Below are 19,974 nucleotides of genomic sequence, written 5' to 3' on the forward strand. Positions count from 1 at the left end.
TCTGAAGGAGCTGAGGACCCGACTCGGCCTGGACGCCGGGCACTTGAGCCGGATGGTGCGCGCGCTGGAGGGCCAGGGGCTCGTCCGGGTCAGCGTGCACCCGGCGGACAGCCGCCTGCGCCTCGCGGAGCTCACGGAGGCCGGGCGGGCGGAGCTGGCGGAGCAGAACCGGCGGGCCGACGGACTCGCCGAGGGCCTGCTGGACGGGCTGAGCGAGGAGCAGCGGGGTCGGCTGACGGAGGCCGTCACCGTGGCCGAGCGGCTGCTGCGGCTGGCAGGCGTCGGTGTCAGGGCCGTCGACGCCCGGTCGGCCGACGCGCGCGCCTGTCTGGCCGGTTTCGCCGCCGAGCTCGACGAACGGTTCCCCGAGGGATACGCCACCGAGGATCTCGTACCGCCGGAACAGATCGCCGTCCTCCTCGTCGCGTACGAGGAGGAGCGTGCCGTCGGCTGCGGGGCGCTGTGCGCGCTCGACGCCGACACGGCCGAGATCCGGCACCTCTGGGTGCACCCCGACGCGCGCGGACTCGGCCTCGGGCGGCGGCTGTTGACCGCACTGGAACGTGCGGCCGCCCGGCGCGGGCATCACGTCGTACGCCTCGACACGCACGAGGTCCTCAAGGAGGCCGCAGCGATGTACCGCACGAGCGGGTACGTCGGGATCCCGGCGTACGACGCGAACGCGCACGCCAGTTACTGGTTCGAGAAGACCCTGGTCCTGCCCGACTGACGTACGGTCCGTCGCCCGTCACCGGTCCTTGCCGCTGGTCGCCCGTCAGCCGTCCTTGCTGCTGATCGAGGGCACCGCGCTCGGTGAGGGGACCGGGTCGAAGCGGAACGTCTGGCCCGACTCGTCCTGGCCGCAGGGCAGTTGGAGCACCGGAGCCCAGCTCTTCTTGGAACCGCCGGGCACCGAGACAGACCAGCCCGACCTTCGCCCGGGGCGCCTGCGACAGCATGGCGGGCGGCGGCAGTTGGCGGCTCGGCATCCGGTGTTCCGACGGCGACTACAAGTGGTCCGCCTGGAAGAGGGTCACCACGCCGACCAGCCTGCGCTGCTCCGGCGGCCCGACCATCCCGAACCACTGGATCGACACCGCCTGAGCCTGAGCCGGGCTCGTACGTCCACGCTGTCCGGGACCTGCTGCGCAGGGGGGAGCAGGTCCCGGGCGACCGCTCGGTGAATGGTGAGTGGTGGAGCGTGCGCGGTGGTGACGTGCGGTGCGCGAAAAGCCGCCGCCGGGAACTCCCGGGGGCGGCTTCAGGCTTGGGGCTTCGCGCCTGGACTTCGACCGTCAGGTCTCGGCCTTCGGGCTTCGGCCTTCAGGCTTCGGCTCAGATGAGGCCGAGGCCGCGGACCGCCTCGCGCTCCTCCTCCAGCTCCTTCACCGACGCGTCGATGCGGGCGCGGGAGAACTCGTTGATGTCGAGGCCCTGGACGATCTCGTACGAGCCGTCCTTCGTGGTGACGGGGAAGGAGGAGATGAGGCCCTCCGGGACGCCGTACGAACCGTCGGACGGGATACCCATCGAGGTCCAGTCGTCGTCCGCCGTGCCGTTGACCCACGTGTACACGTGGTCGACGGCGGCGTTCGCGGCCGAGGCGGCCGAAGAGGCGCCGCGGGCCTCGATGATGGCGGCACCGCGCTTGGCGACGGTCGGAATGAACTCCTCGGCCAGCCACTTCTCGTCGTTCACGGTCTCGGCGGCGTTCTTGCCGGCGATCGTGGCCTGGAAGATGTCGGGGTACTGGGTGGCGGAGTGGTTGCCCCAGATGGTGAGGCGCTTGATGTCCGCGACCGTCGAGCCCGTCTTCTTCGCGAGCTGCGTGAGCGCGCGGTTGTGGTCCAGGCGGGTCATCGCGGTGAAGCGCTCGGCCGGTACGTCCGGGGCGGCGGCCTGGGCGATGAGGGCGTTGGTGTTGGCCGGGTTGCCGACGACGAGGATCTTGACGTCGTCCGCGGCGTTGTCGTTGATGGCCTTGCCCTGGGGCTTGAAGATGCCGCCGTTGGCCGAGAGCAGGTCGCCGCGCTCCATGCCCTTGGTGCGGGGGCGGGCGCCGACGAGGAGACCGACGTTCGTGCCGTCGAAGGCGACGTTCGGGTCGTCCGTGATCTCGATGCCCTGAAGGAGCGGGAAGGCGCAGTCGTCGAGCTCCATGGCGGTGCCCTCGGCGGCCTTCAGCGCCGGCGTGATCTCCAGGAGACGCAGCTTGACCGGCACGTCCGCGCCGAGCAGCTGGCCGGAGGCGATGCGGAAGAGCAGGGCGTAACCGATCTGGCCGGCCGCGCCGGTGACGGTGACGTTCACGGGAGTGCGGGTCATGGCGTTCTCCGTATGACAGCTGACGACGGTGGGGCGTCCCTGCCCCGGGGTACGGGATCCCCTGCCCTGCCGCCGGGATGATCGATCACCTGTGTCGATGATCGATCTCTTGGCGTCAAGAGAGATCCAGCGGTCAGGCTATCGCGCATCCGGGATCCCGGACGGCCGGGGCCGATGTGGCCCGCCCCACAGGCGCTCGGCGGGCCTCTCCGCGGCACGCTCCGCGAAGGCGCGGGACGCGGGCCGGGCGTGGGAGGGCATGGGAAGGCGGCCGTCGATCCGGGAGAGAAGGCCGACGGCCGCCTTCTGTGGGGGTGCCGGGTGGTCGGGAGGGGGGTGAGTCCTCCCGGTCGGTGCCGGACTCCCGTGGGGGTACGGTTCGCCTGCCCCGGCCTGGGGAGGGCATTCCTCTTGTGCGGGGAATTGTTGTGGGTGGGGTTCGGGGGTCTGGGTGGACCTGGGTGGGCTTGGGGTGGTGGGTGTGTGCGGGCCGTGTTGGGCTGGTCGCGCAGTTCCCCGCGCCCCTTAAGGGGCAGGGCTCCGGCCCTGAAGGGCATGGGCCTGCGGCCCGAAGAAGCGGGTGGGCCTGGGCCTGGGCCTGGGGCTGTGGGGGTGTGCCGGTCGAGTTGGGCTGGTCGCGCAGTTCCCCGCGCCCCTGAAGGGGCAGGGCTCCGGCCCCAAAAAGCAGGTGCCCGCCTCCAGTGAGGCGGGCACCCGGGCGAGGCTCGTTCAGCGTGAGCCTCTGTGTGCTACTTCGTGCAGCCCTCCTCGGCCGAGGTCTTGAGGGTGGCGCAGGCCTTGGCCTCGGTGGCGTTCTTCACGGCGACCATCGGGGTGTAGGCGTCGGTGTCCGTGTCGACCTCGGCGGTCTGGGCGGCTGCCTTGCCCGCCGTGATCCGGACCTCGTCGCCGGGCCCGGCCGCGGTGATGCGGGCCCACGCGGCCCCGCACGTCTCGCTGTAGCGGACCTCGACCTGGGCGGTGCCGACGACGGCCTTCTCGACCGTCGTCGCGAGCGTGCCGCCGCAGCCCATGTTCTCCGGGTCCTTGCCCGCGCATTCCGCGCCGAAGCACTCGACACCGGCCGGCAGCTCCTTGCTGACGGTCGGCGTCGGCGTCGGTGTGGTGTCGCTCCCTGCCTTGTCGTCGCTCCCGCCGTTCGTGAGGAACACGGCCGCGGCTATCACCACGAGCGCACCCACGACCCCCGCGAGGAACATCGTGAGCCGGCGCTTCCCACGCTTCCCGTCGGGCGACCCGCCGGAACGCGACCGCGCGTCCTGAGGCGGACCCCCGGCAGAACCGGCCGCGCCCGCGGCACCAGCGGCACCGGCGGGACCGGCCATGCCGGACGGTCCGAAGGAACCCGACGGGCCGAGGCCCGACGCCCCGGACGCACCGGCAGAGCCGGACGCGCCTGCACTCGACGTACCCAGACCCCCGGGGTATCCGTACCCCCCGGACGCTCCGGACGTCCCCGAAGGCGTGGCGACGGCTCCCCAGCCGCCACCGCGCGAACCCGAGGCCCCGCCCGAGCCGTTGCCGCCACCGGCCCCGGCCCCGGCGCCGCGCGGCGTCCGCCGCTCCTCCCCCTGCACCGGAGTCCCCGGCGGCACCGTGGGTGCCACCCCGGCAGGTCCCGCGATACCCGGCGTGGGCGCCGCTGTCGCGCTACCCCCGGCGCGCGCCTGCTTCCCGTTCCGTCCCCCCTTGGCCGGAGTCGACCCGAACTCGCCGAGCGCGGCACGCGCCTGGGAGATCCGGATCGCTTCCATGGTCATGTCGTGGCGCATCTCCGAGCGGCTCCAGGCCCTCTCGGCAAGCTCCCACATCGTCGTCAGATGGACGGGATTGGTCCCGGTCACCTCGGCCAGAGCCACGATCGCGCCCTTCGGCGCGAGCAGCCGGCCGTTCAGATACCGCTCCCAGGACGTCTTGCTGTACCCGGTGCGGTCGGCCACGGCGGCGACACTCAGTCCGCTGCGGTCGACCAACCGGCGCAGCTGGCTGGCGAACTCCCTGACCTGCGGATCGAGTTCATCCGGCAAGGCCCTCCAACGAGGCATTGCTACCCCCCTCTTTCCCCCCGTACGTGCTGGCTTTTCCCGCGCGTGAAGCCCTCTGCCGAGTCCTCGTTCTGGCTACCCACAGGGATGCGCACAGTAAGGATCTCAGTTCCCGGGATGGGGGCGCACGGGAGCATTCGGGCCTGTGGGCATGCACCGTTGCACGCCCGTTGGTCTGCGGTCCAGTGTCCCACCGACTTCCCTCCCGGCCGACAGGATCGCCTGGTCAGCGCACGGGACGTCCCGGAGCGTCCCGATTGCCCACGTTATCCCTGGTGTCGGGGGTGATCGGCGTAAATCCTCGAACTTGTCAACACATCGACACGCGGGGAACACATGCGCGACCTCGTGCGTCACTCGCGACCTCAGGGGGATCACATGCACACCAAGGGCAGGTCGAATCGTCGACTGCTCACCGCCGTCACCGTGACGGCGACCGCGGGACTCGCGCTCGGCATGAGCGGTCCGCTCGCCGCAGCCACGTCCGGGTCCGCCACCTCTCCGCAGGTCATCGACGGCACCGGCGGCGCGTACAACGACTGGGGCGACGAGGGGACGCTCTCCGTCACCCGCCACACGAACAGCAACGCGACCCGTCTGTGGCAGACCGTCCTCTACGCGGACGGCGCCAGGTGGAGGGACGGCAACGGCGTGAACCGCCCCTTCACGAAGTACGACATCGACGGCTCCTTCGGCTGGAAGACGAAGTCGGCCACGAAGTGGTGGCAGGCGCGCGAGGAGCTGGAGGACGTCGACGGCATCGTCGGAAAGGAGACTTTCGGCCACGCAGACGACTTCCTCGACGGCCCGTACCGGGGCGGCCAGGTTACGTACAGCGGCTACCAGCGGGACGTCACGTTCAAGCGGCTGAGCGGGAAGTACTACGTCAAGATCGGTACGCAGTGGAAGGTCGCGGCCTACGACTGGCGCGGCTGAACCGTGTGCCCCGAGCCCTCGGACCGTCACTCCGACGTGTGATCACGCCAGGGTGACGGCACCGACCACCGCGGTCAGCAGCAGGACGAGGACGAGCACCAGGGCGTAGAGCAGCAGACGGTGCGAGGCGGCCCAGGAGGCCCGCGCGGGGGCGGACTCCGGTTCCGAGGCCTCGGCGAGCAGGTCCCACCACGGGACCGTGGGGACGTCCTCGTACCCGCCCCCGTGCTTGCCCCCGTCCGTCGCCCCGTTCGCACCCTCGCCCCCGGCCACGGGCACTCCCGCCGGAGCCGGAGCCGGAGCCACCGTTCGCGGCCACGCCCGCACGGCCAGCTCCCAGCGCACGCAGAAGCGTTCGGCGTCCGTCCCCGCGACCCGGCACAGGGCGACGACCGCCTGCCTGGGCGGGGGCTGCGTCGCGTTCAGATAGCGGTGCCAGGAGGACTTGCTGTACGCCGTGCGCTCGCCCAGGGCGACCAGGCTGAGCCCCGTACGGTCCTTGAGCAGCCGCAACTGCTCCACGAAATGCGCCACCTCCGGCGGAAGATCCGCAGGCAGTGACTGCCAGGCGCTCATCCCTCTCCTTGCCTCCTCGCCGTCTCCCTCGTACGTCCCCCGCTATGACCGGGTGACGGCGCCGGCGGCGGATTGGTTCCCGCCGGATGCCTTGCGGGACGAAGGCCATACGACGGCCGCACGAGGGCCTCCCGGCGGACGGGACGTACCGGAACTGTCACCTCCGTGCCACAGGGGACTGACAGGCATTGAACCGCCGTTGGCACGTCCATGACTCTGGAGTCCAGGCGGCGCCCGTCCTCGCTCGGGGGAGTGGACGGGCGCCGCTCCCGTCCACGAAGAAGCCCGCCTCCTCGGGAAGAGGGGACGGGCTTTCGTCACGCGGGCGCCGCGTTCGCCAGGTCCTGATCGTGAAGCGCCGCGTTCGCTAGGTCCTGATCGTGAAGTGGAGCGTGTCGTCCAGGAACGGGATCTCCAGCAACGGGTTGGGCTGCGCCATCATCGCGAGCAGCACGATCGTCACGCCCAGGACGCCGTACGTGACGAGGTCGGTGAACCTGGAGCGGACGGCGAGCATGCCCACGTCGGGCAGCGTCCAGCGCATGACGCCGCCCGCGAGCAGCGCGACACCGATCAGCAGGGTGCCGACCTTGAAGAGGTCGAGCGCGGTCAGCAGCAGACCGAGTCCGACGGTGCCGATGACCGCGAGGATGGGCCACTGACGCGCGGGGGCGGGCGCGTCTCGGGGAGCCGCCCTGCCACCGCCCTCGGGCCGTGCGGTGTCCCGCGTGAACAGCGGGAACCGGCGCGTGGTCCTCCGGGGCCGGCCGTCGGGGCCGGGCGCGCTGACCGCGTCCCGGGCGGTGGGTTCGCCCTCGCGAACCGCGTCGGCACCGGCTTCGGCGTCCTCGGCCGGGGTGCCGTCGGAGTCCGCCTCGCCGGAGTCCCCCTCGTCGGCGTGCGGCTCGGTGCCGTGCTGGTCGGTGCCGGGCTGGTCGGTGCCGGGCGACTCTGCGCCACTCGGCTCGGTGCCGTCCGGCTTCGCGTCCGGTGCCTGTCCGGCCTCCGGCTCGGCGCCTGTCGGCTCCTGTTCCGGTACGGATGCCCCGGCGGCGGACGTCCCGTGCGACTCGTTGTCCTGGACGGCCGGGGCGCCCTCGGCACCCCGGCCCGCGGCGTCGGCCTTCATCGAGGCATCCGCCTTCGTCTTCGTCGACGTGTCCGCCTTCGCGGCGGTGTCCGTGTTCGCGGCGGTGTCCGCCTCGCTGTCCCGCCCGGTGGCGGCCCGGTCAGCCGGCACTGCGTTCCGCCGCCTCGACCACGTTGACGAGGAGCTGGGCGCGGGTCATCGGGCCCACTCCGCCGGGGTTCGGGGAGATCCAGGCGGCGACCTCGGCGACACCGGGGTGGACGTCGCCCACGATCTTGCCCTCGGCGCTGCGCGAGACGCCGACGTCGAGGACGGCGGCCCCGGGCTTCACGTCCTCGGGGCGGATCAGGTGCGCGGAGCCCGCCGCGGCGACGATGATGTCGGCCCGCCGCAGGTGCGAGGCGAGGTCGCGGGTGCCGGTGTGGCACTGCGTCACCGTCGCGTTCTCGGAGCGGCGCGTGAGCAGCAGCGGCATCGGGCGGCCGATCGTCACGCCACGGCCGACGACCACGACCTCGGCGCCCTTGATCTCCACGCCGTACTGGCGCAGGAGGGTCAGGACGCCGTTGGGGGTGCAGGGCAGCGGGGCCGGCTCGTTCAGGACGAGGCGGCCGAGGTTCATCGGATGGAGCCCGTCCGCGTCCTTGTCCGGGTCCATCAGTTCCAGGATGCGGTTCTCGTCGATGCCCTTGGGGAGCGGCAGCTGGACGATGTAACCGGTGCAGGCCTGGTCCTCGTTGAGCTCGCGGACGACCGCCTCGATCTCCTCCTGCGTGGCGGTCGCGGGCAGTTCCCGCTGAATGGAGGCGATACCTACCTGGGCGCAGTCGCGGTGCTTGCCCGCGACGTACTTCTGGCTGCCGGGGTCGTCGCCCACCAGGACGGTTCCGAGGCCGGGCGTGATGCCCTTCTCCCTCAGGGCCGCCACGCGGACGGTCAGATCGGACTTGATCGCGGCTGCGGTGGCCTTGCCATCGAGAATCTGGGCGGTCATGTGCCCATCCTCGCGGATGACCGGGTCCTGGTTCCAATCCGGCCCTCCACGGCCACTTCCGGCCTCCCCGGCGCACCTCCCCGACGTGCTCCGTCCGGCCGCCGTCCGGCCGCCGTCCGGCCCGCGCCCATGATCGGCGATGTTGCACTTGCACAACACACGCGGTATCCGGCTGGACAAATAAGCGACACGTTAAGGACGATGAGCGGCACAGTGCCGCGGACAGTACCGGGGGGACGAACCGCATCTGTAGAACTTTCCTCCGAAATGTGCCGCGTCGTCCCCGCACTTACGCAACGACGGAGGAAAGCGCCATGAGTTTTGGCGACCCGAACAACCCATACGGTCCGCCGCAGGGCCAGCAGCCCGGATACCCGCCCCAGCCTCCCCAGGGCCAGCCCGGCTATCCTCCGCAGGGCCAGCCCGGTTACGGCTACCCGCAGGGCGCCCCGCCGCAGCAGCCCGGCTACGGCTATCCGCAGCAGCCCGCGTATCCCGGTTACCCGGGCGGCAACCACATGACCATGGAGATGCCCGGTCTGATGAAGACCGCGCGCGTCCTGCTGTTCATCATGGCCGGCCTCCAGATCCTGTTCGGCATCATCGCGGGCATCGCCGTCGGCGCCGTCCAGGACGTGTCGAACGGCGTCGGCAGCGGTGACGACACCGACACCCTCGCCGGTCTCGGCTTCGTGCTCGCCGCGTTCCTGGTGGGCCTGGGCGCCCTGTCCATCTTCCTCGGCGTCAAGTTCAAGAACGGCGGCAGCGGGATCCGCGTCACGACGATCGTGTACGCGTCGCTGATGATCCTCGGCGGCCTCGTCAACACCGTGCAGGGCGCGGGCGGTTCCGGCACCTTCGGCGGGCTCATCTCCCTCGCCATCGCCGGCATCATCCTCGCCTCGATGGTGAACAGCGCCGCCTCGGCATGGTTCAACCGCCCGCGGTACTGACCTCGGAGCCCGCGCGGCACCGACCCCGGAACTCCCGGGCTCCGGAACGGCACGTTCACGCCATTCACGCCAAGGGCCGTGTTTCACCCCGCTGAGGGGGGACACGGCCCTGCCGCGTCGCCATACCCTGATGCGGTTAACCGCGTACGGGACCGGGACCGGGAACGGGGAGCGGGACGGGGAGAACGGCCTTGTACAGCATCATCGTGGTACCTCCGCCGACCACGGAGGACGAGCACGGCGGCACGTACGGCAGCACATACGGCGACGCACACGGCGGGACGCACGTCGGGACGTACGGCGCAGAACGCACCAGTCCCCAGATCCGGCTCGCGCCCGGCGAGCGGCTGCCCTTCGGCCGTTCCGCGAACGGCGACGGGCTTGCGATCGCACACGAAGGCGTCTCCCGGAAAGCCGGGGAGATCACCGCGCAGGGCGCGTTCTGGGCACTGAGCAACCTCTCGGCCCACCAGACGTACGTGGTGGAGAACCCGGAGGGCGCCGGCGAGCACATCAAGGTCGGACCCGGCATGCTGGACGCGCCGGTCCCCTCGAGTTCTCCCGGATCGTGCTCCTGGCGGCGGGCGACCTGCTGACCATCGAGGTGTGGGCACCCCGCCACGACTATCTGCGCTCACCGGAAGGCCTGGACGGGGCGACGACCACGCCCGCGTTCTCCGTCGACCGCACCAAGCGGTACTTCGCGGTCCTGGCCGCCCTCTGCGAGCCCCGGCTGCGCGGCGAGCCGCACGCCCCGCTGCCCACCGTCGACCAGCTCGTAGAGCGGCTGCGCTCCCACTGGCCCGCCGCGTCCCGCACCTCGGTCCAGTGGAACATCGACTACCTCGCCGTGAAACTGCGCCTCAAGCCGGGCCCCGACACGGCGGACACGGGCCCTCGCCTCAACGGCAAGAAGGAGTCCCTGATCTCTCTGGCCCTGCGTTTCGATCTTGTACGGGAGGACGATCTGCTCGTCCTGACGGGGCCGGCGAGCCGGGCGGCGCGGTGACCGAGGCGTACGCGATCTCGGTGCCCAAGGGGTACCGGGTGGGGTCCTGGAGGTGCGGGACCCGATCGCCACGGGCGCGTTCGGCAGCGTCTACGAGGCCCGGTGCGCCCAGCCGCGCGAGGGCCTGCCGAAGTCGGCCGCGCTGAAGTTCCTTCCCACCGGCACGGGTACGCCCCGCCAGCTGACACATCTGCGTGAACTCGCCGAGCGCGAGGTCGAGTTGCACCGAAGACTCACGCGCCCGCGGCTCATCCGGATGTACGAGACCCTCACCGTCGACGACCCGGACCACCCCGAACTCGACGGCGCCACCGTCCTCGTACTGGAACGGGCCGAGGGCTCGCTCGCCGCGCTCCTCGCCCGCTCCCCGCACCCGCCGCAGGGCCCCGCGCTGCTCGCGCAGACCTGCGAGGGACTGGCCCAGCTGCACAGCGCCGGCTGGGTCCACGGCGACCTCAAGCCCGCCAACGTACTGCTGATGAAGGACGGTTCGGCCCGCCTCGGCGACTTCAACATGGCGGCGGAGATGGAGGGCACCCATGCGTACGCGCCCGCCTTCGCCACTCCCGACTACACCGCGCCGGAACTCCTCTGGTCCGAGGTCAGCGAACGCGGCACGCAGATCCGCCCGACCGCCGACATCTGGTCCTTCGGCGTACTGGCCCACCTCGTCCTGACCGGCACGTTCCCGCTGCCGGGCGGCACCACGGAGGCCCGCTGCGACGCGGCGGTACGGTACGCGCGCGGCACCGAGGAACTACGCCTGTCCCCCGAACTCCCCGCCGCCTGGCGGGAGATCATCACCGCCTGGCTGGCCCGTACGCACGAGGAACGTGCCGCACACGACACCGCCTCGCTGCTGCGCCGGGTGGAACGGGTCGCGGGCACCTCCCGCTCGGCCCGCCTGCCGAGGCTGCGGCCCCGGCGGTGGCGGCGCCCGGCCCTGGTGGGCACCCTCGCGGCGGCGGCGCTGATCGTGGCGACGACGGTGGTGTACGCGATGCGGGAGGACGACCAGGGTCTGACGTACGGCTACCACCGCTGCCCGGCCGACTCCGTCTGCTTCTTCAGCGAGCCCAACGGCTCGGGCGAGATGTGCAGTTGGGACGAGGACTACACGGACTGGCTGTCGGGGCCGGACACCTGCGGGTGGCCAACCGGTGAAGTCCATCTTCAACAACAGCAGCGACGACGAGAACGGGCTCGGCGCCGTGGCGTACTTCAGGGGCCGCGACTTCACCCCGGTCGGCGCGGACGTCACCCGGGAGAACGCCCGGAACCGCACCGGCTGCACCTCCCAGCGCAACCAGGGAAACCTGGCGGGCACGTACGCCCCGCTGTCCCACCGGTGGATCGCGCGGTGCTGATGTCAGGTGCCGGCTAACTCGTCGGCGTGCCGGCACCCTTGAGCGCCCCGACGAAGGGGGCCCAGGCGCTCGCGGGGAAGACGAGGGCGGGACCGGCGGGGGTCTTGGAGTCCCGGACGGGGACGAGGCCGGGGAGGTCGTCGCGGACTTCGACGCAGTTGCCGCCGTCGCCGTTGCTGTGGCTGCTCTTGCGCCAACGGGCTGCGCCGACGAAGCCCTCGGCGACCTCGACGCACTCCCCGCCGTCACCGTTGCTGTAACTGCTCTTGCGCCAGACGGCGGCGCCCAAGTCAATCTGCCTGCTTGCCATTTCGATAGTCCTCTGCCGCGTCCTCGATCATGGCGAGGGACGCCTCAGGCGGCAGTGCGGCGGCCCTGAGCAGATCGTACGACTTGCGGTACTGCTTCACGAGGGCCGGATCGTCGATGGTGTCGCCGCTGTATGAGGACTCGGTGTACACCAGCGGCGGGGCGTCCGGGAAGGTCATGACCATGGCCCCGCCCAGCATGAGCGGATACGCCCCGCTGTTCCACGGCAGGACCTGTGGAAGGATCCGCCGACGCCACGCCAACGCCGCGATGCGGTCTAGCTGTTCGGCCATCTCCTCGGGCGGGAGGATGGGGTGACGCAGGATCGACTCGTGGAGGATCGCCCAGTACTCGGGGAGCTTGTGATCGTCCTCGAAGAGCCGCGCCCGCGCCATCCGGGCGTTGACCTTCTCCTCCACCTCCTCGTCCGACGCGCTCGGGTGCGCCGCCTGCACCAGCGTCCGCGCGTACGTGGGCGTCTGCAGCAAGCCGGGGAGAACAGCGGGGCACCACACCTCGATGGTCTCGGCGTACTTCTCCGCTTCCAGGGCCCGCTCGTAGTACCCGGCGTGCCCCTTCCGCTTCGCCTTCCGCACGTCCTCGCACCGCCGCCCGAAGAACCCGTCGGTCTTCAGCACCCGGTCGACGTGATGCGCCAAGTCCTCCGGCATGCGCCGCTGCCCGCGCTCGATCTCACTGAGATAGGTCGGCGCGTAGAACGAGCCCTCCACCGCCCCCTCCGGCGTGAGCCCAACCTCCTCCCGCTTCCACCGCAACTCCTTCCCGTAGAACTCCGGCACGCTCGCCGAACCGTCGATGTCCTTGCGCGCAGCCACCGTTGACCACCTGCTTCCACACCCGGTGCCGTGGACCCCAAAACCCTTTTACGGTACGCCGACCGACGCCAGGGTGTGACGAGTTCGTCACGCAAAGCACAGGAAGGCGTTCCCCCATGGCCGACTCCGCCCCCGACGACGTACACGTCTGCGTAGAACAACTCCGCACCGCACTGGTAGCGAACGGAATCACTCTGCCGTCCCTCGGTGTCGAGTCGATGTCCTTCGCCGCCGCGTACGCCGCCCCGCACCTCGTCGCTCTCGGCAACTGCAACCTGGCCACCGCCCACGCCCTGGCCGCCGCCCTCCACAAGGCGGCAGACCGTTGAAACCGCTCACCCTCGACCTGCTCGCGGTGCCCAAGGCCGTACCGGACGTCCGCCGGGCCGTACGTGAACACCTCGGTGTCCCCTGCCCCGAAGTGCAGCTCTGTGTAAGCGAGTTACTGACGAACGTGATCGCCCACCTCGGCGAGGAGACGCCGGTCACCGTGCGGCTCACCCACGACGACGGCCGTACCCGCCTGGAGGTCACCGACCCGGACCCGTACTCCTGGCTCATCCTCCGCCGGGCCACCGGCGACGACGAGACCGGCCGCGGCCTCCTCCTGCTCGACGCGGTCGCGGTGCGCTGGGGCGTGGAGCAGACGCCCGGCGGCAAGACCGTGTGGTGCGACTTCCACGAAGATGCGCTCAGCGGCACCGCCGGTCCGCACCGCACACCTAGAACTTTCCAGGTTCCCCGGGACGCAGCCTCGACCAGCATGGCCATGGCAAGAGCCCACCAGCTCAGAGGGTGACATCAACGTAACCGGTGATCAACGCCGACCATGTCAGGTGCCGCCCCACGACCGAACGGGGAAACGAATGCGACCGAATGTTCTGACGAGGGCGCTCGTCAGCGTCACCACCGTCGTCGGGATCGCCGCCGGGAGCCTGGCGGCTGCGGGCACCAGCTTCGCGGCGTCCGAGCCTGCCACGAAGCCGGCGGCGATCTCCGAGGCCGTCGCCCCACTCGCGGTGAACAATCTTGGCCTGAGCACCGCGCAGGCCAAGAAGGTCCAGGGGGACCTGAAGGCCCATTGGGGCTACGACGGCGACATCGACGGGCTGCTCGGCACCAACAGTTGGAAGGCGATGCAGCGCGGCCTCAAGGAGTACTGGGGCTACGACGACGCGATCGACGGCATCGTCGGACCCAACACCGTGAAGGCGCTGCAGCGCTGGCTGAAGAGCAAGTTCGGCTACAACGGCGACATCGACGGCATCGCCGGCCCGGGGACCCAGGCCGCATTCAAGCGGGCCGCCGACTCACTCTGACGCCTGTCGCGAAAGACCCGTCGCACGGTGCACCGCGTCGCCTTCGAGGAGCCCAGGTCCGAGATCATGGACGATCTGGCGGAGGCCGATCCCCCGCTGGCCGCGCTGCTCCTCGCCTGCCTGTCCAAGGACCCGGACGGACGGCCCACACCGCGGCAGCTGATCGACGCGGCCGCGACGCATCCACCCACACCGCTTGAGCCACGTGAACCGGCGTGGCAGGAACCCCTCGACTCGTTACTGATCGCCCGTCGTGCGGCCCACGAAGTGCTGGAGCACGCCTCCGCTCAGCAGACGGGCCACTTCCGCGCGGCCGCACAGCGCGCGGCGGCCCCCGGCCCCGCCCCCGGCCCTGTCCCCATTCCGGCCTTCGGGCCTCCGCCTCCGACTCCGGTCAGCCCGTACGCCGCGTCCACACCTGTACCGGCCCCATCTCCCGGGTTCGGCCCGGCCATGGCCACGGCCGGAAGCCCGTCGGCAGACGGCCCCTCGGCAGACAGCCCGGTCCCCAGTACTCCACCCGGCCCCGCACCGGACACCATCCGAGGCACGGCCGCCCCACGCCGCAAGAAGCCGTACTTCGTCGTCGCCGCGGTGCTGGCCGTGTGCGCCGTCGCCGTGAGCGCCTTCCTGCTCACCCGCCCGGACACCACCGGCACCGCCTCCCCCGCGCCGTCCGCCGAACCCACCGCCTCCGAGGAGCGGAAGAACTCGCCGTCGCCCGACTCCTCCGGCTCGGCGTTCCCTTCCCCGTCCCGCGAGGAGAAGGCGGAGACGGACGACAAGGACGGCGGAGGCAAGGACAACGCCTCCGGAGCGGGAGGCGGGGGCAACGGCGGTCAGGACAGCGGGCGGACCGAGCCCACCCGTACGCAGACCACCGAGGCCGGCGGCAACGGCGGAGGTGGATCCGGCGATGGCGGCAGCGGAAGCGAACCCACTCCGACCAGGACCACGGCCGAACCGGCCACACCCCCGTGGATCTCCCAGTGCACGTACTACTCCGGCACCCAGCTCACACAGTCCGGCGACAGGGGCCAGCGCGTCGTGCAGGTGCAGTGCATGTTGGACAAGCGCGGCTACGGCGTCGGCGGCGCGGGTGTGGACGGCCAGTTCGGCAAGGACACCGCGGCGGCGGTCAAGGCCTCCCAGAGCGACAAGGGGCCGGAAGTCGACGGCCAGGTCGGCCCCAACACCTGGGCCGCGCTGCGCAGCTCGACGTGACACCGCGACACGACAGCACACAACGACAACGGCCCGCCGGCGTCCTGAGTGAACTGCCGGCGGGCCGCCTGACGCGTACGGCTCAGTGGAAGAAGTGCCGCGTCCCCGTGAAGTACATCGTGACGCCCGCCTTCTTCGCGGCCTCGACGACCAGTTCGTCGCGGACCGAACCGCCGGGCTGGACCACGGCCTTGACGCCGGCGTCGGTGAGGATCTCCAGACCGTCGGGGAAGGGGAAGAAGGCGTCCGAGGCGGCGAAGGAGCCGCGGGCGCGCTCGGTGCCCGCGCGCTCGACGGCGAGCTTGGCGGAGTCGACGCGGTTGACCTGGCCCATGCCGACGCCGACGGAGGCGCCGCCCTTGGCGAGGAGGATCGCGTTGGACTTCACCGCGCGGCAGGCCCGCCAGGCGAAGGCCAGTTCCTCCAGCTCGCCGGGCGACAGGGCGTCGCCGGTCGCCAGGGTCCAGGAGGACGGGTTGTCGCCGTCGGCCTGGAGGCGGTCGGCGACCTGGAGGAGCCGGCCGCCGTCGATCTGCTTGACCTCGACGGAGGCGGCCGGGCCCTGGTGGGCGCGGAGCACGCGGATGTTCTTCTTCTTGGTGAGGGCCTCCAGCGCGCCGTCCTCGTACTCGGGCGCGACGATGACCTCGGTGAAGATCTCGGCGACCTGCTCCGCCATCTCCTTCGAGACGGGCCGGTTGACGGCGATCACACCGCCGAACGCGGAGAGCGGGTCACAGGCGTGCGCCTTGCGGTGCGCCTCGGCGACGTTCGCGCCGATCGCGATGCCGCACGGGTTGGCGTGCTTGATGATCGCGACACAGGGCTCGTCGTGGTCGTACGCGGCACGGCGCGCGGCGTCCGTGTCCGTGAAGTTGTTGTACGACATCTCCTTGCCGTGCAGCTGCTCGGCGTCGGCCAGACCGCCCCCCGCGGCGGAGCCGCTGTTGGATGCAGTGTCGACGTACAGCGCGGCGCCCTGGTGCGGGTTCTCGCCGTAGCGCAGGGTGTTGCGCTTCTCGAAGGTCGAGCCGATGAAGTCGGGGAAGGCGGAGTCGTCGGCGGGCGCGTACGAGCTCGCGAACCAGGAGGCGACGGCGACGTCGTACGCGGCCGTGTGCTGGAACGCCTCGGCGGCGAGCCGCTTGCGGGCGTGCAGGTCGAAGCCGCCGTCGCGGGCCGCGGACAGCACGTCGGCGTACCGCTCGGGGCTGGTGACCACGGCCACGGACGGGTGGTTCTTGGCGGCGGCGCGGACCATCGAGGGGCCGCCGATGTCGATCTGCTCGACGCACTCGTCGGGCGTGGCGCCCGAGGCGACGGTCTCCCGGAACGGGTAGAGGTTCACGACGACCAGCTGGAACGGCTCCACGCCCAGCTCGCCGAGCTGCTGCCGGTGGGACTCCAGGCGCAGGTCGGCGAGGATGCCCGCGTGCACGCGCGGGTGCAGCGTCTTGACCCGGCCGTCCAGGCACTCGGGGAAGCCGGTGAGCTCCTCGACCTTGGTGACCGGGACTCCGGCGGCGGCGATCCTCCCGGCGGTGGAGCCGGTGGAGACCAGCTCGACACCGGCCGCGTGCAGGCCGCGGGCGAGCTCCTCAAGACCGGTCTTGTCGTAGACGCTGATGAGCGCGCGGCGGATGACCCGCTTCGTGTCCTGCGTACCCTGCGTACCTTCGGCGGTCACGGGATAACTACCTTTCGTCCCTCAATGCGATAGCCGTTGCGGGCGAGCCGCCCCACGACATCGACGAGCAGGCTTCGCTCGACTTCCTTGATGCGCTCGTGCAGAGCGCTCTCGTCGTCCTCGTCCCGGACCTCGACCACGCCCTGAGCGATGATCGGGCCGGTGTCGACGCCGTCGTCGACGAAGTGGACGGTGCACCCGGTGACCCTCGCGCCGTACGCGAGGGCGTCGCGAACGCCGTGCGCCCCCGGGAAACTCGGCAGCAGCGCGGGGTGGGTGTTCACGAACCGGCCGCCGTAGCGGGCCAGGAACTCCTTGCCCACGATCTTCATGAACCCGGCCGAGACGACCAGATCCGGCTCGTACGCGCCGGTGGCCTCGGCCAGTGCCCTGTCCCACTCGTCGCGCGTGGCGTGGTCCTTCACGCGGCACACGAAGGTGGGAAGCCCGGCGCGCTCGGCGCGCTCCAGGCCGGCGATGTTGTCGCGGTCCGCGCCGACCGCGACGATCTCGGCTCCGTAGGCGGCCGTCCCCTCCGACGCGATCGCGTCGAGGAGAGCCTGCAGATTCGTACCTGATCCGGAGACCAGCACGACGAGGCGCTTGGCCTTGGCCACGGCGGGGCCCTTTCTCGGAGTTCTCGGGGGTTCTCGGGGTTCTCGGGGTTCTCTCGGGAGAGAGTGTGTCCACGGTCGGCGTTTGTACGGTCGTACGAATGCATCGAGCCCCCGGATACGGGGAAGTCTACGAAGCGGCCGACCGTCAGCAACGATACCGGCACACCGAGCGGCCCCCACGGGACGGGGGCGTGGCCGGAAGGTAGCGTCTGTGGAGGATCCGCCCGGGGAACACGGTGCGCACAGGGGAACGCCTTCTGCGCACGGGACGTTGACCAGGGACGGGTACGAACGCTTGGGCGCGAGCCCCGGACACGTAACCAGCTCTGTGGACACGTTGCCGCCAGAGACCATCAAGGGGAAGACGCACACCTGATGCCGGACCGCAGTCTCCGACTCCCTCCGCTCCTGCTGCGCGAGCGGCGCCCTTCTCCCACTCCGCCGCGGGAGAGCGACGACGTGCCCGAGGGCGGCCAGGGTTCCGCAGGTGGGCAGGGCTCCTCGGGCGGCCGGGGCGGCTCCGGTGGCGCGGGCGGCTCCGGTGCGCCCGATTCCGGCCAACGGCCCGAGCCGCCGCAGCCTCCTGCCGACGACAACCCCTTCGCCCCGCCGCCCGAGGGCACGCCCGACCGGCCCTGGCAGCCGCGGCGGACCGCGGGCGGGCAGCGCGAGGGGCAGGACGGCCAGGGCGACGGCTCCTCCCCCTGGGGCAGCCAGTGGAGCGACCGCCAGCCGGGACCCGCGCAGGGCGGCCGCTTCGGTGACCGGCCCGGTACCAACGGCGGCTCCGGCGGTGGCCAGAACGGACCGGAGGGGCCCGGCGGCCCGGGCACGGGAATGCGCTGGGACCCGACGGACCCCGCCCAGCGCCGCGCCCGGTTCGCGCTGCTGTCCGGCATGTGGGCGTTCTTCTTCGCCCTCTTCAGCTGGCCGTACGTGGCGCTCCTGCTCGGCGCGCTGGCCATGTACTGGGCGATCAGCGCGCTGCGCAGCAAGCCGCCGCGCACACCGGATCCGAACACCCCGGCGCCGCCCACCTCGGGCGCCAGGCCCCAGACCACGGCGGCCATCAGCGGCCTGGTCACCGCCTCCCTGGCGCTCGCCATGGTCGCGGCCACCTTCACGGCACAGCTCGTGTACAGCGACTACTACACGTGCGTGAACGACTCACTCACGAACACGGCGAAGAAGTCCTGCGACAAGTTGCTGCCGGAGGAGCTGCGGGGGCTGCTGGGGACGCAGGGCTGACGGGCCCGCTCCGCGCGCGTGGCCATGTCTCCGTACGCACGCGTGGCTTCGTACGAGTGCATGGCTTCGTACGAGTGCATCGTTTCGTACGTGATGTGGCTCCGGGTTGACTTGGAGTGCGCTTCAAAATCCATGCTCCTCTCAACGCCCGCCGCACGGCGGGCCGCAAGGGGAGGACACCCGCATGCGCTACCGCACGATCGGAACGGCCCCCGGGACCCGCCGTGAGGTGAGCGTCCTCAGCCTCGGCGCGATGCTGTTCGGGACGGTCACGGACGAGGCGACCTCGTTCGCGATCCTCGACCGGTTCGTCGAGGCCGGCGGCACGTTCATCGACACGTCCGACAACTACGCGTTCTGGGTCAATGGCACGCAGGGCGGCGAGAGCGAGGCCCTGCTCGGCCGCTGGCGGCGCAGCCGTGGCATCGGCGACGAGATCGTCATCGCCACGAAGCTGGGCGCACGGCCGCTCGCCCCGGGCACGAGCTACACCGACAACCCGGAGGGGCTGTCCGCCAAGGCGATCCGGGAGGCGGTGGAGGGCAGCCGCGAGCGGCTCGGCGTCCCGAAGCTGGACCTGCTGTACGCCCACATCGAGGACACGACCGTGCCCCTGCGGGAGACCGTCGAGGGCTTCGCCGAACTCGTCTCCGAGGACACGGTCGGGCTGCTCGGCGCCAGCAACCACTGGACCTGGCGCCTGGAGCGGGCCCGGAGCCTCGCGGCGGCGGCCGGCCTGCCGGGTTACGAGGTCCTGCAGTACCAGCACAGTTATCTGCGCAAGCGCGCCGACCTGCCCGGGCAGCTCTCGCCCGACGGCGACCAGGGCGTGACCGGCGGCGACCTGCTCAGCTATCTGCGCGCCGAACCGTCCCTCACGCTCGTCGCCTACACCCCGCTCCTGTCCGGCCGTTACGTCCGCGAGGACAAGCCGCTCGGCCCGGAGTTCGACCACGCGGGTACTCCGGCCCGGCTGGCGGCACTCCGCTCGGTCGCCGAGGAGACCGGCGCGACGGTCAACCAGGTGGTCCTGGCATGGCTGATCGACGGCGAGGTCCCGGCGATACCCCTCGTCGGCTGCTCCTCGGTGGCCCAGCTGAACGAGAACCTGGCAGCGGTGGACCTGGAACTGACGGCGGGTCAGCGGGCCCGGCTGGACGCGGCCCGCTGACCCGCGTCAGGCCGTTCGGTCCCCCTGCACCGGGGGATCGGTCGGGCCGGACGCCTGCTTGAGAGCAGCCCAACGGGCCTCACGCGAGACGTCGTCGTGCCAGAGCGAGCCGAAGGAGTCGGAGGGGGGCAGGAAGTCGTACGGCTCGAAGTCGGGGTCCGGGCCGGCGCGGCGACTCTCGACAGGGGTGACGGGGGTGACGGGGTTGACGGGGGGCGCCTCCGGCTGTCGCCAGATCGGAAGAGCA

General features: G+C 71.3%; 20 protein-coding genes and 3 pseudogenes. 12 read left to right on the top strand and 11 right to left on the bottom strand.

Annotated elements, in window-relative coordinates; all coding sequences use genetic code 11:
• Positions 1–730 (top strand): GNAT family N-acetyltransferase (locus O3Q52_RS26165; protein ID WP_269651191.1); only part of this gene is annotated, 730 nt, incomplete at its 5' end.
• 45 nt (positions 731–775) lie between these two features.
• Here O3Q52_RS26165 and O3Q52_RS26170 read toward each other — a convergent pair.
• Positions 776–913 (bottom strand): hypothetical protein, encoded by a 138-nt coding sequence (locus O3Q52_RS26170; RefSeq protein ID WP_269651192.1) that lies wholly within the window; start codon positions 911–913, stop codon positions 776–778.
• Positions 914–957: 44 nt separating this feature from the next.
• On the opposite strand from O3Q52_RS26170, the gene O3Q52_RS26175 reads away from it, so the two are divergent.
• Positions 958–1,104 carry a hypothetical protein gene (locus O3Q52_RS26175; protein ID WP_269651193.1) on the top strand — a complete coding sequence of 49 codons (147 nt, stop codon included), beginning with the start codon at positions 958–960 and terminating at the stop codon, positions 1,102–1,104.
• Positions 1,105–1,335: 231 nt separating this feature from the next.
• Here the strand turns inward: O3Q52_RS26175 and O3Q52_RS26180 are convergent, their stop codons facing one another.
• Complete coding sequence (locus O3Q52_RS26180) at positions 1,336–2,325, bottom strand: malate dehydrogenase (protein WP_269651194.1); 990 nt, start codon at positions 2,323–2,325, stop codon at positions 1,336–1,338.
• Between the two features lie 749 nt (positions 2,326–3,074).
• Positions 3,075–4,391 (bottom strand): XRE family transcriptional regulator, encoded by a 1,317-nt coding sequence (locus O3Q52_RS26185; RefSeq protein WP_269651195.1) that lies wholly within the window; start codon positions 4,389–4,391, stop codon positions 3,075–3,077.
• Positions 4,392–4,769: 378 nt separating this feature from the next.
• Here O3Q52_RS26185 and O3Q52_RS26190 point away from each other — a divergent pair, with 378 nt between their 5' ends.
• Positions 4,770–5,327: a peptidoglycan-binding protein gene (locus tag O3Q52_RS26190; protein ID WP_269651196.1), complete on the top strand. Its 558-nt coding sequence runs from the start codon at positions 4,770–4,772 to the stop codon at positions 5,325–5,327.
• Between the two features lie 42 nt (positions 5,328–5,369).
• Here the strand turns inward: O3Q52_RS26190 and O3Q52_RS26195 are convergent, their stop codons facing one another.
• From O3Q52_RS26195 to O3Q52_RS26205, 3 genes are all read right to left on the bottom strand, one after another.
• Positions 5,370–5,903, bottom strand: a complete 534-nt coding sequence (locus O3Q52_RS26195) for a helix-turn-helix transcriptional regulator (RefSeq protein ID WP_269651197.1) — start codon at positions 5,901–5,903, stop codon at positions 5,370–5,372.
• 367 nt (positions 5,904–6,270) lie between these two features.
• Entirely contained in the window at positions 6,271–7,143 is an 873-nt protein-coding gene (locus O3Q52_RS26200) for a DUF3017 domain-containing protein (RefSeq protein ID WP_269651198.1), read from the bottom strand.
• On the bottom strand, positions 7,133–7,987 hold the full coding sequence (locus tag O3Q52_RS26205; RefSeq protein WP_269651199.1) for a bifunctional methylenetetrahydrofolate dehydrogenase/methenyltetrahydrofolate cyclohydrolase: 855 nt from the start codon (positions 7,985–7,987) through the stop codon (positions 7,133–7,135). Before O3Q52_RS26205 ends, O3Q52_RS26200 begins: the two co-directional genes overlap by 11 nt.
• 314 nt (positions 7,988–8,301) lie before the next feature.
• Here O3Q52_RS26205 and O3Q52_RS26210 point away from each other — a divergent pair, with 314 nt between their 5' ends.
• The 3 genes and pseudogenes from O3Q52_RS26210 to O3Q52_RS26220 all read left to right on the top strand — a co-directional run.
• Complete coding sequence (locus O3Q52_RS26210; protein WP_269651200.1) at positions 8,302–8,940, top strand: hypothetical protein; 639 nt, start codon at positions 8,302–8,304, stop codon at positions 8,938–8,940.
• A gap of 191 nt (positions 8,941–9,131) precedes the next feature.
• Positions 9,132–9,949: pseudogene (locus O3Q52_RS26215) on the top strand (FHA domain-containing protein).
• A pseudogene (locus O3Q52_RS26220) lies at positions 9,946–11,078 on the top strand (protein kinase); the annotation flags it as partial. The pseudogenes O3Q52_RS26215 and O3Q52_RS26220, both read left to right, overlap by 4 nt.
• Before the next feature lie 251 nt (positions 11,079–11,329).
• Here O3Q52_RS26220 and O3Q52_RS26225 read toward each other — a convergent pair.
• Together O3Q52_RS26225 and O3Q52_RS26230 are read right to left on the bottom strand one after the other, a co-directional pair.
• On the bottom strand, positions 11,330–11,626 hold the full coding sequence (locus O3Q52_RS26225; RefSeq protein WP_269651201.1) for a DUF397 domain-containing protein: 297 nt from the start codon (positions 11,624–11,626) through the stop codon (positions 11,330–11,332).
• The gene (locus O3Q52_RS26230) at positions 11,607–12,461 is read right to left on the bottom strand and encodes a helix-turn-helix transcriptional regulator (RefSeq protein ID WP_269651202.1); all 855 of its coding nucleotides are present in this window, start codon (positions 12,459–12,461) and stop codon (positions 11,607–11,609) included. Before O3Q52_RS26230 ends, O3Q52_RS26225 begins: the two co-directional genes overlap by 20 nt.
• Before the next feature lie 116 nt (positions 12,462–12,577).
• Here O3Q52_RS26230 and O3Q52_RS26235 point away from each other — a divergent pair, with 116 nt between their 5' ends.
• From O3Q52_RS26235 to O3Q52_RS26250, 4 genes are all read left to right on the top strand, one after another.
• Entirely contained in the window at positions 12,578–12,790 is a 213-nt protein-coding gene (locus O3Q52_RS26235; protein WP_269651203.1) for a hypothetical protein, read from the top strand.
• Positions 12,787–13,260, top strand: a complete 474-nt coding sequence (locus O3Q52_RS26240; protein ID WP_269651204.1) for an ATP-binding protein — start codon at positions 12,787–12,789, stop codon at positions 13,258–13,260. The genes O3Q52_RS26235 and O3Q52_RS26240 overlap by 4 nt, the downstream gene beginning before the upstream one ends.
• 67 nt (positions 13,261–13,327) lie before the next feature.
• A complete protein-coding gene (locus O3Q52_RS26245) occupies positions 13,328–13,780 on the top strand; it encodes a peptidoglycan-binding protein (protein WP_269651205.1) in 453 nt (150 codons plus the stop codon).
• Between the two features lie 27 nt (positions 13,781–13,807).
• Complete coding sequence (locus O3Q52_RS26250; RefSeq protein WP_269651206.1) at positions 13,808–15,004, top strand: peptidoglycan-binding protein; 1,197 nt, start codon at positions 13,808–13,810, stop codon at positions 15,002–15,004.
• 82 nt (positions 15,005–15,086) lie between these two features.
• Here O3Q52_RS26250 and purH read toward each other — a convergent pair whose 3' ends face one another.
• Both purH and purN read right to left on the bottom strand, forming a co-directional pair.
• Entirely contained in the window at positions 15,087–16,691 is a 1,605-nt protein-coding gene (gene purH, locus O3Q52_RS26255) for a bifunctional phosphoribosylaminoimidazolecarboxamide formyltransferase/IMP cyclohydrolase (protein ID WP_269651207.1), read from the bottom strand.
• Positions 16,688–17,308: a phosphoribosylglycinamide formyltransferase gene (gene purN / locus O3Q52_RS26260; RefSeq protein ID WP_269651208.1), complete on the bottom strand. Its 621-nt coding sequence runs from the start codon at positions 17,306–17,308 to the stop codon at positions 16,688–16,690. Before purN ends, purH begins: the two co-directional genes overlap by 4 nt.
• Before the next feature lie 375 nt (positions 17,309–17,683).
• Between purN and O3Q52_RS26265 the strand changes: the two genes are divergently transcribed.
• On the top strand, positions 17,684–18,556 hold the full coding sequence (locus O3Q52_RS26265) for a hypothetical protein (protein ID WP_269651209.1): 873 nt from the start codon (positions 17,684–17,686) through the stop codon (positions 18,554–18,556).
• 184 nt (positions 18,557–18,740) lie between these two features.
• The gene (locus tag O3Q52_RS26270; protein WP_269651210.1) at positions 18,741–19,727 is read left to right on the top strand and encodes an aldo/keto reductase; all 987 of its coding nucleotides are present in this window, start codon (positions 18,741–18,743) and stop codon (positions 19,725–19,727) included.
• Between the two features lie 6 nt (positions 19,728–19,733).
• Here the strand turns inward: O3Q52_RS26270 and O3Q52_RS26275 are convergent.
• Positions 19,734–19,974, bottom strand: a pseudogene (locus tag O3Q52_RS26275) (hypothetical protein); the annotation flags it as partial.

Source organism: Streptomyces sp. ActVer, from assembly GCF_027270795.1.
GTDB lineage: Bacteria > Actinomycetota > Actinomycetes > Streptomycetales > Streptomycetaceae > Streptomyces > Streptomyces umbrinus_A.

Coding starts and splice junctions, on each gene's coding strand:
- O3Q52_RS26175 (WP_269651193.1), top strand. CDS start 958: ATGGCGGGCGGCGGCAGTTGGCGGCTCGGCATCCGGTGTTCCGACGGC.
- O3Q52_RS26180 (WP_269651194.1), bottom strand. CDS start 2,325: ATGACCCGCACTCCCGTGAACGTCACCGTCACCGGCGCGGCCGGCCAG.
- O3Q52_RS26185 (WP_269651195.1), bottom strand. CDS start 4,391: ATGCCTCGTTGGAGGGCCTTGCCGGATGAACTCGATCCGCAGGTCAGG.
- O3Q52_RS26190 (WP_269651196.1), top strand. CDS start 4,770: ATGCACACCAAGGGCAGGTCGAATCGTCGACTGCTCACCGCCGTCACC.
- O3Q52_RS26195 (WP_269651197.1), bottom strand. CDS start 5,903: ATGAGCGCCTGGCAGTCACTGCCTGCGGATCTTCCGCCGGAGGTGGCG.
- O3Q52_RS26205 (WP_269651199.1), bottom strand. CDS start 7,987: ATGACCGCCCAGATTCTCGATGGCAAGGCCACCGCAGCCGCGATCAAG.
- O3Q52_RS26210 (WP_269651200.1), top strand. CDS start 8,302: ATGAGTTTTGGCGACCCGAACAACCCATACGGTCCGCCGCAGGGCCAG.
- O3Q52_RS26225 (WP_269651201.1), bottom strand. CDS start 11,626: ATGGCAAGCAGGCAGATTGACTTGGGCGCCGCCGTCTGGCGCAAGAGC.
- O3Q52_RS26235 (WP_269651203.1), top strand. CDS start 12,578: ATGGCCGACTCCGCCCCCGACGACGTACACGTCTGCGTAGAACAACTC.
- O3Q52_RS26245 (WP_269651205.1), top strand. CDS start 13,328: ATGCGACCGAATGTTCTGACGAGGGCGCTCGTCAGCGTCACCACCGTC.
- O3Q52_RS26265 (WP_269651209.1), top strand. CDS start 17,684: ATGCCGGACCGCAGTCTCCGACTCCCTCCGCTCCTGCTGCGCGAGCGG.
- O3Q52_RS26270 (WP_269651210.1), top strand. CDS start 18,741: ATGCGCTACCGCACGATCGGAACGGCCCCCGGGACCCGCCGTGAGGTG.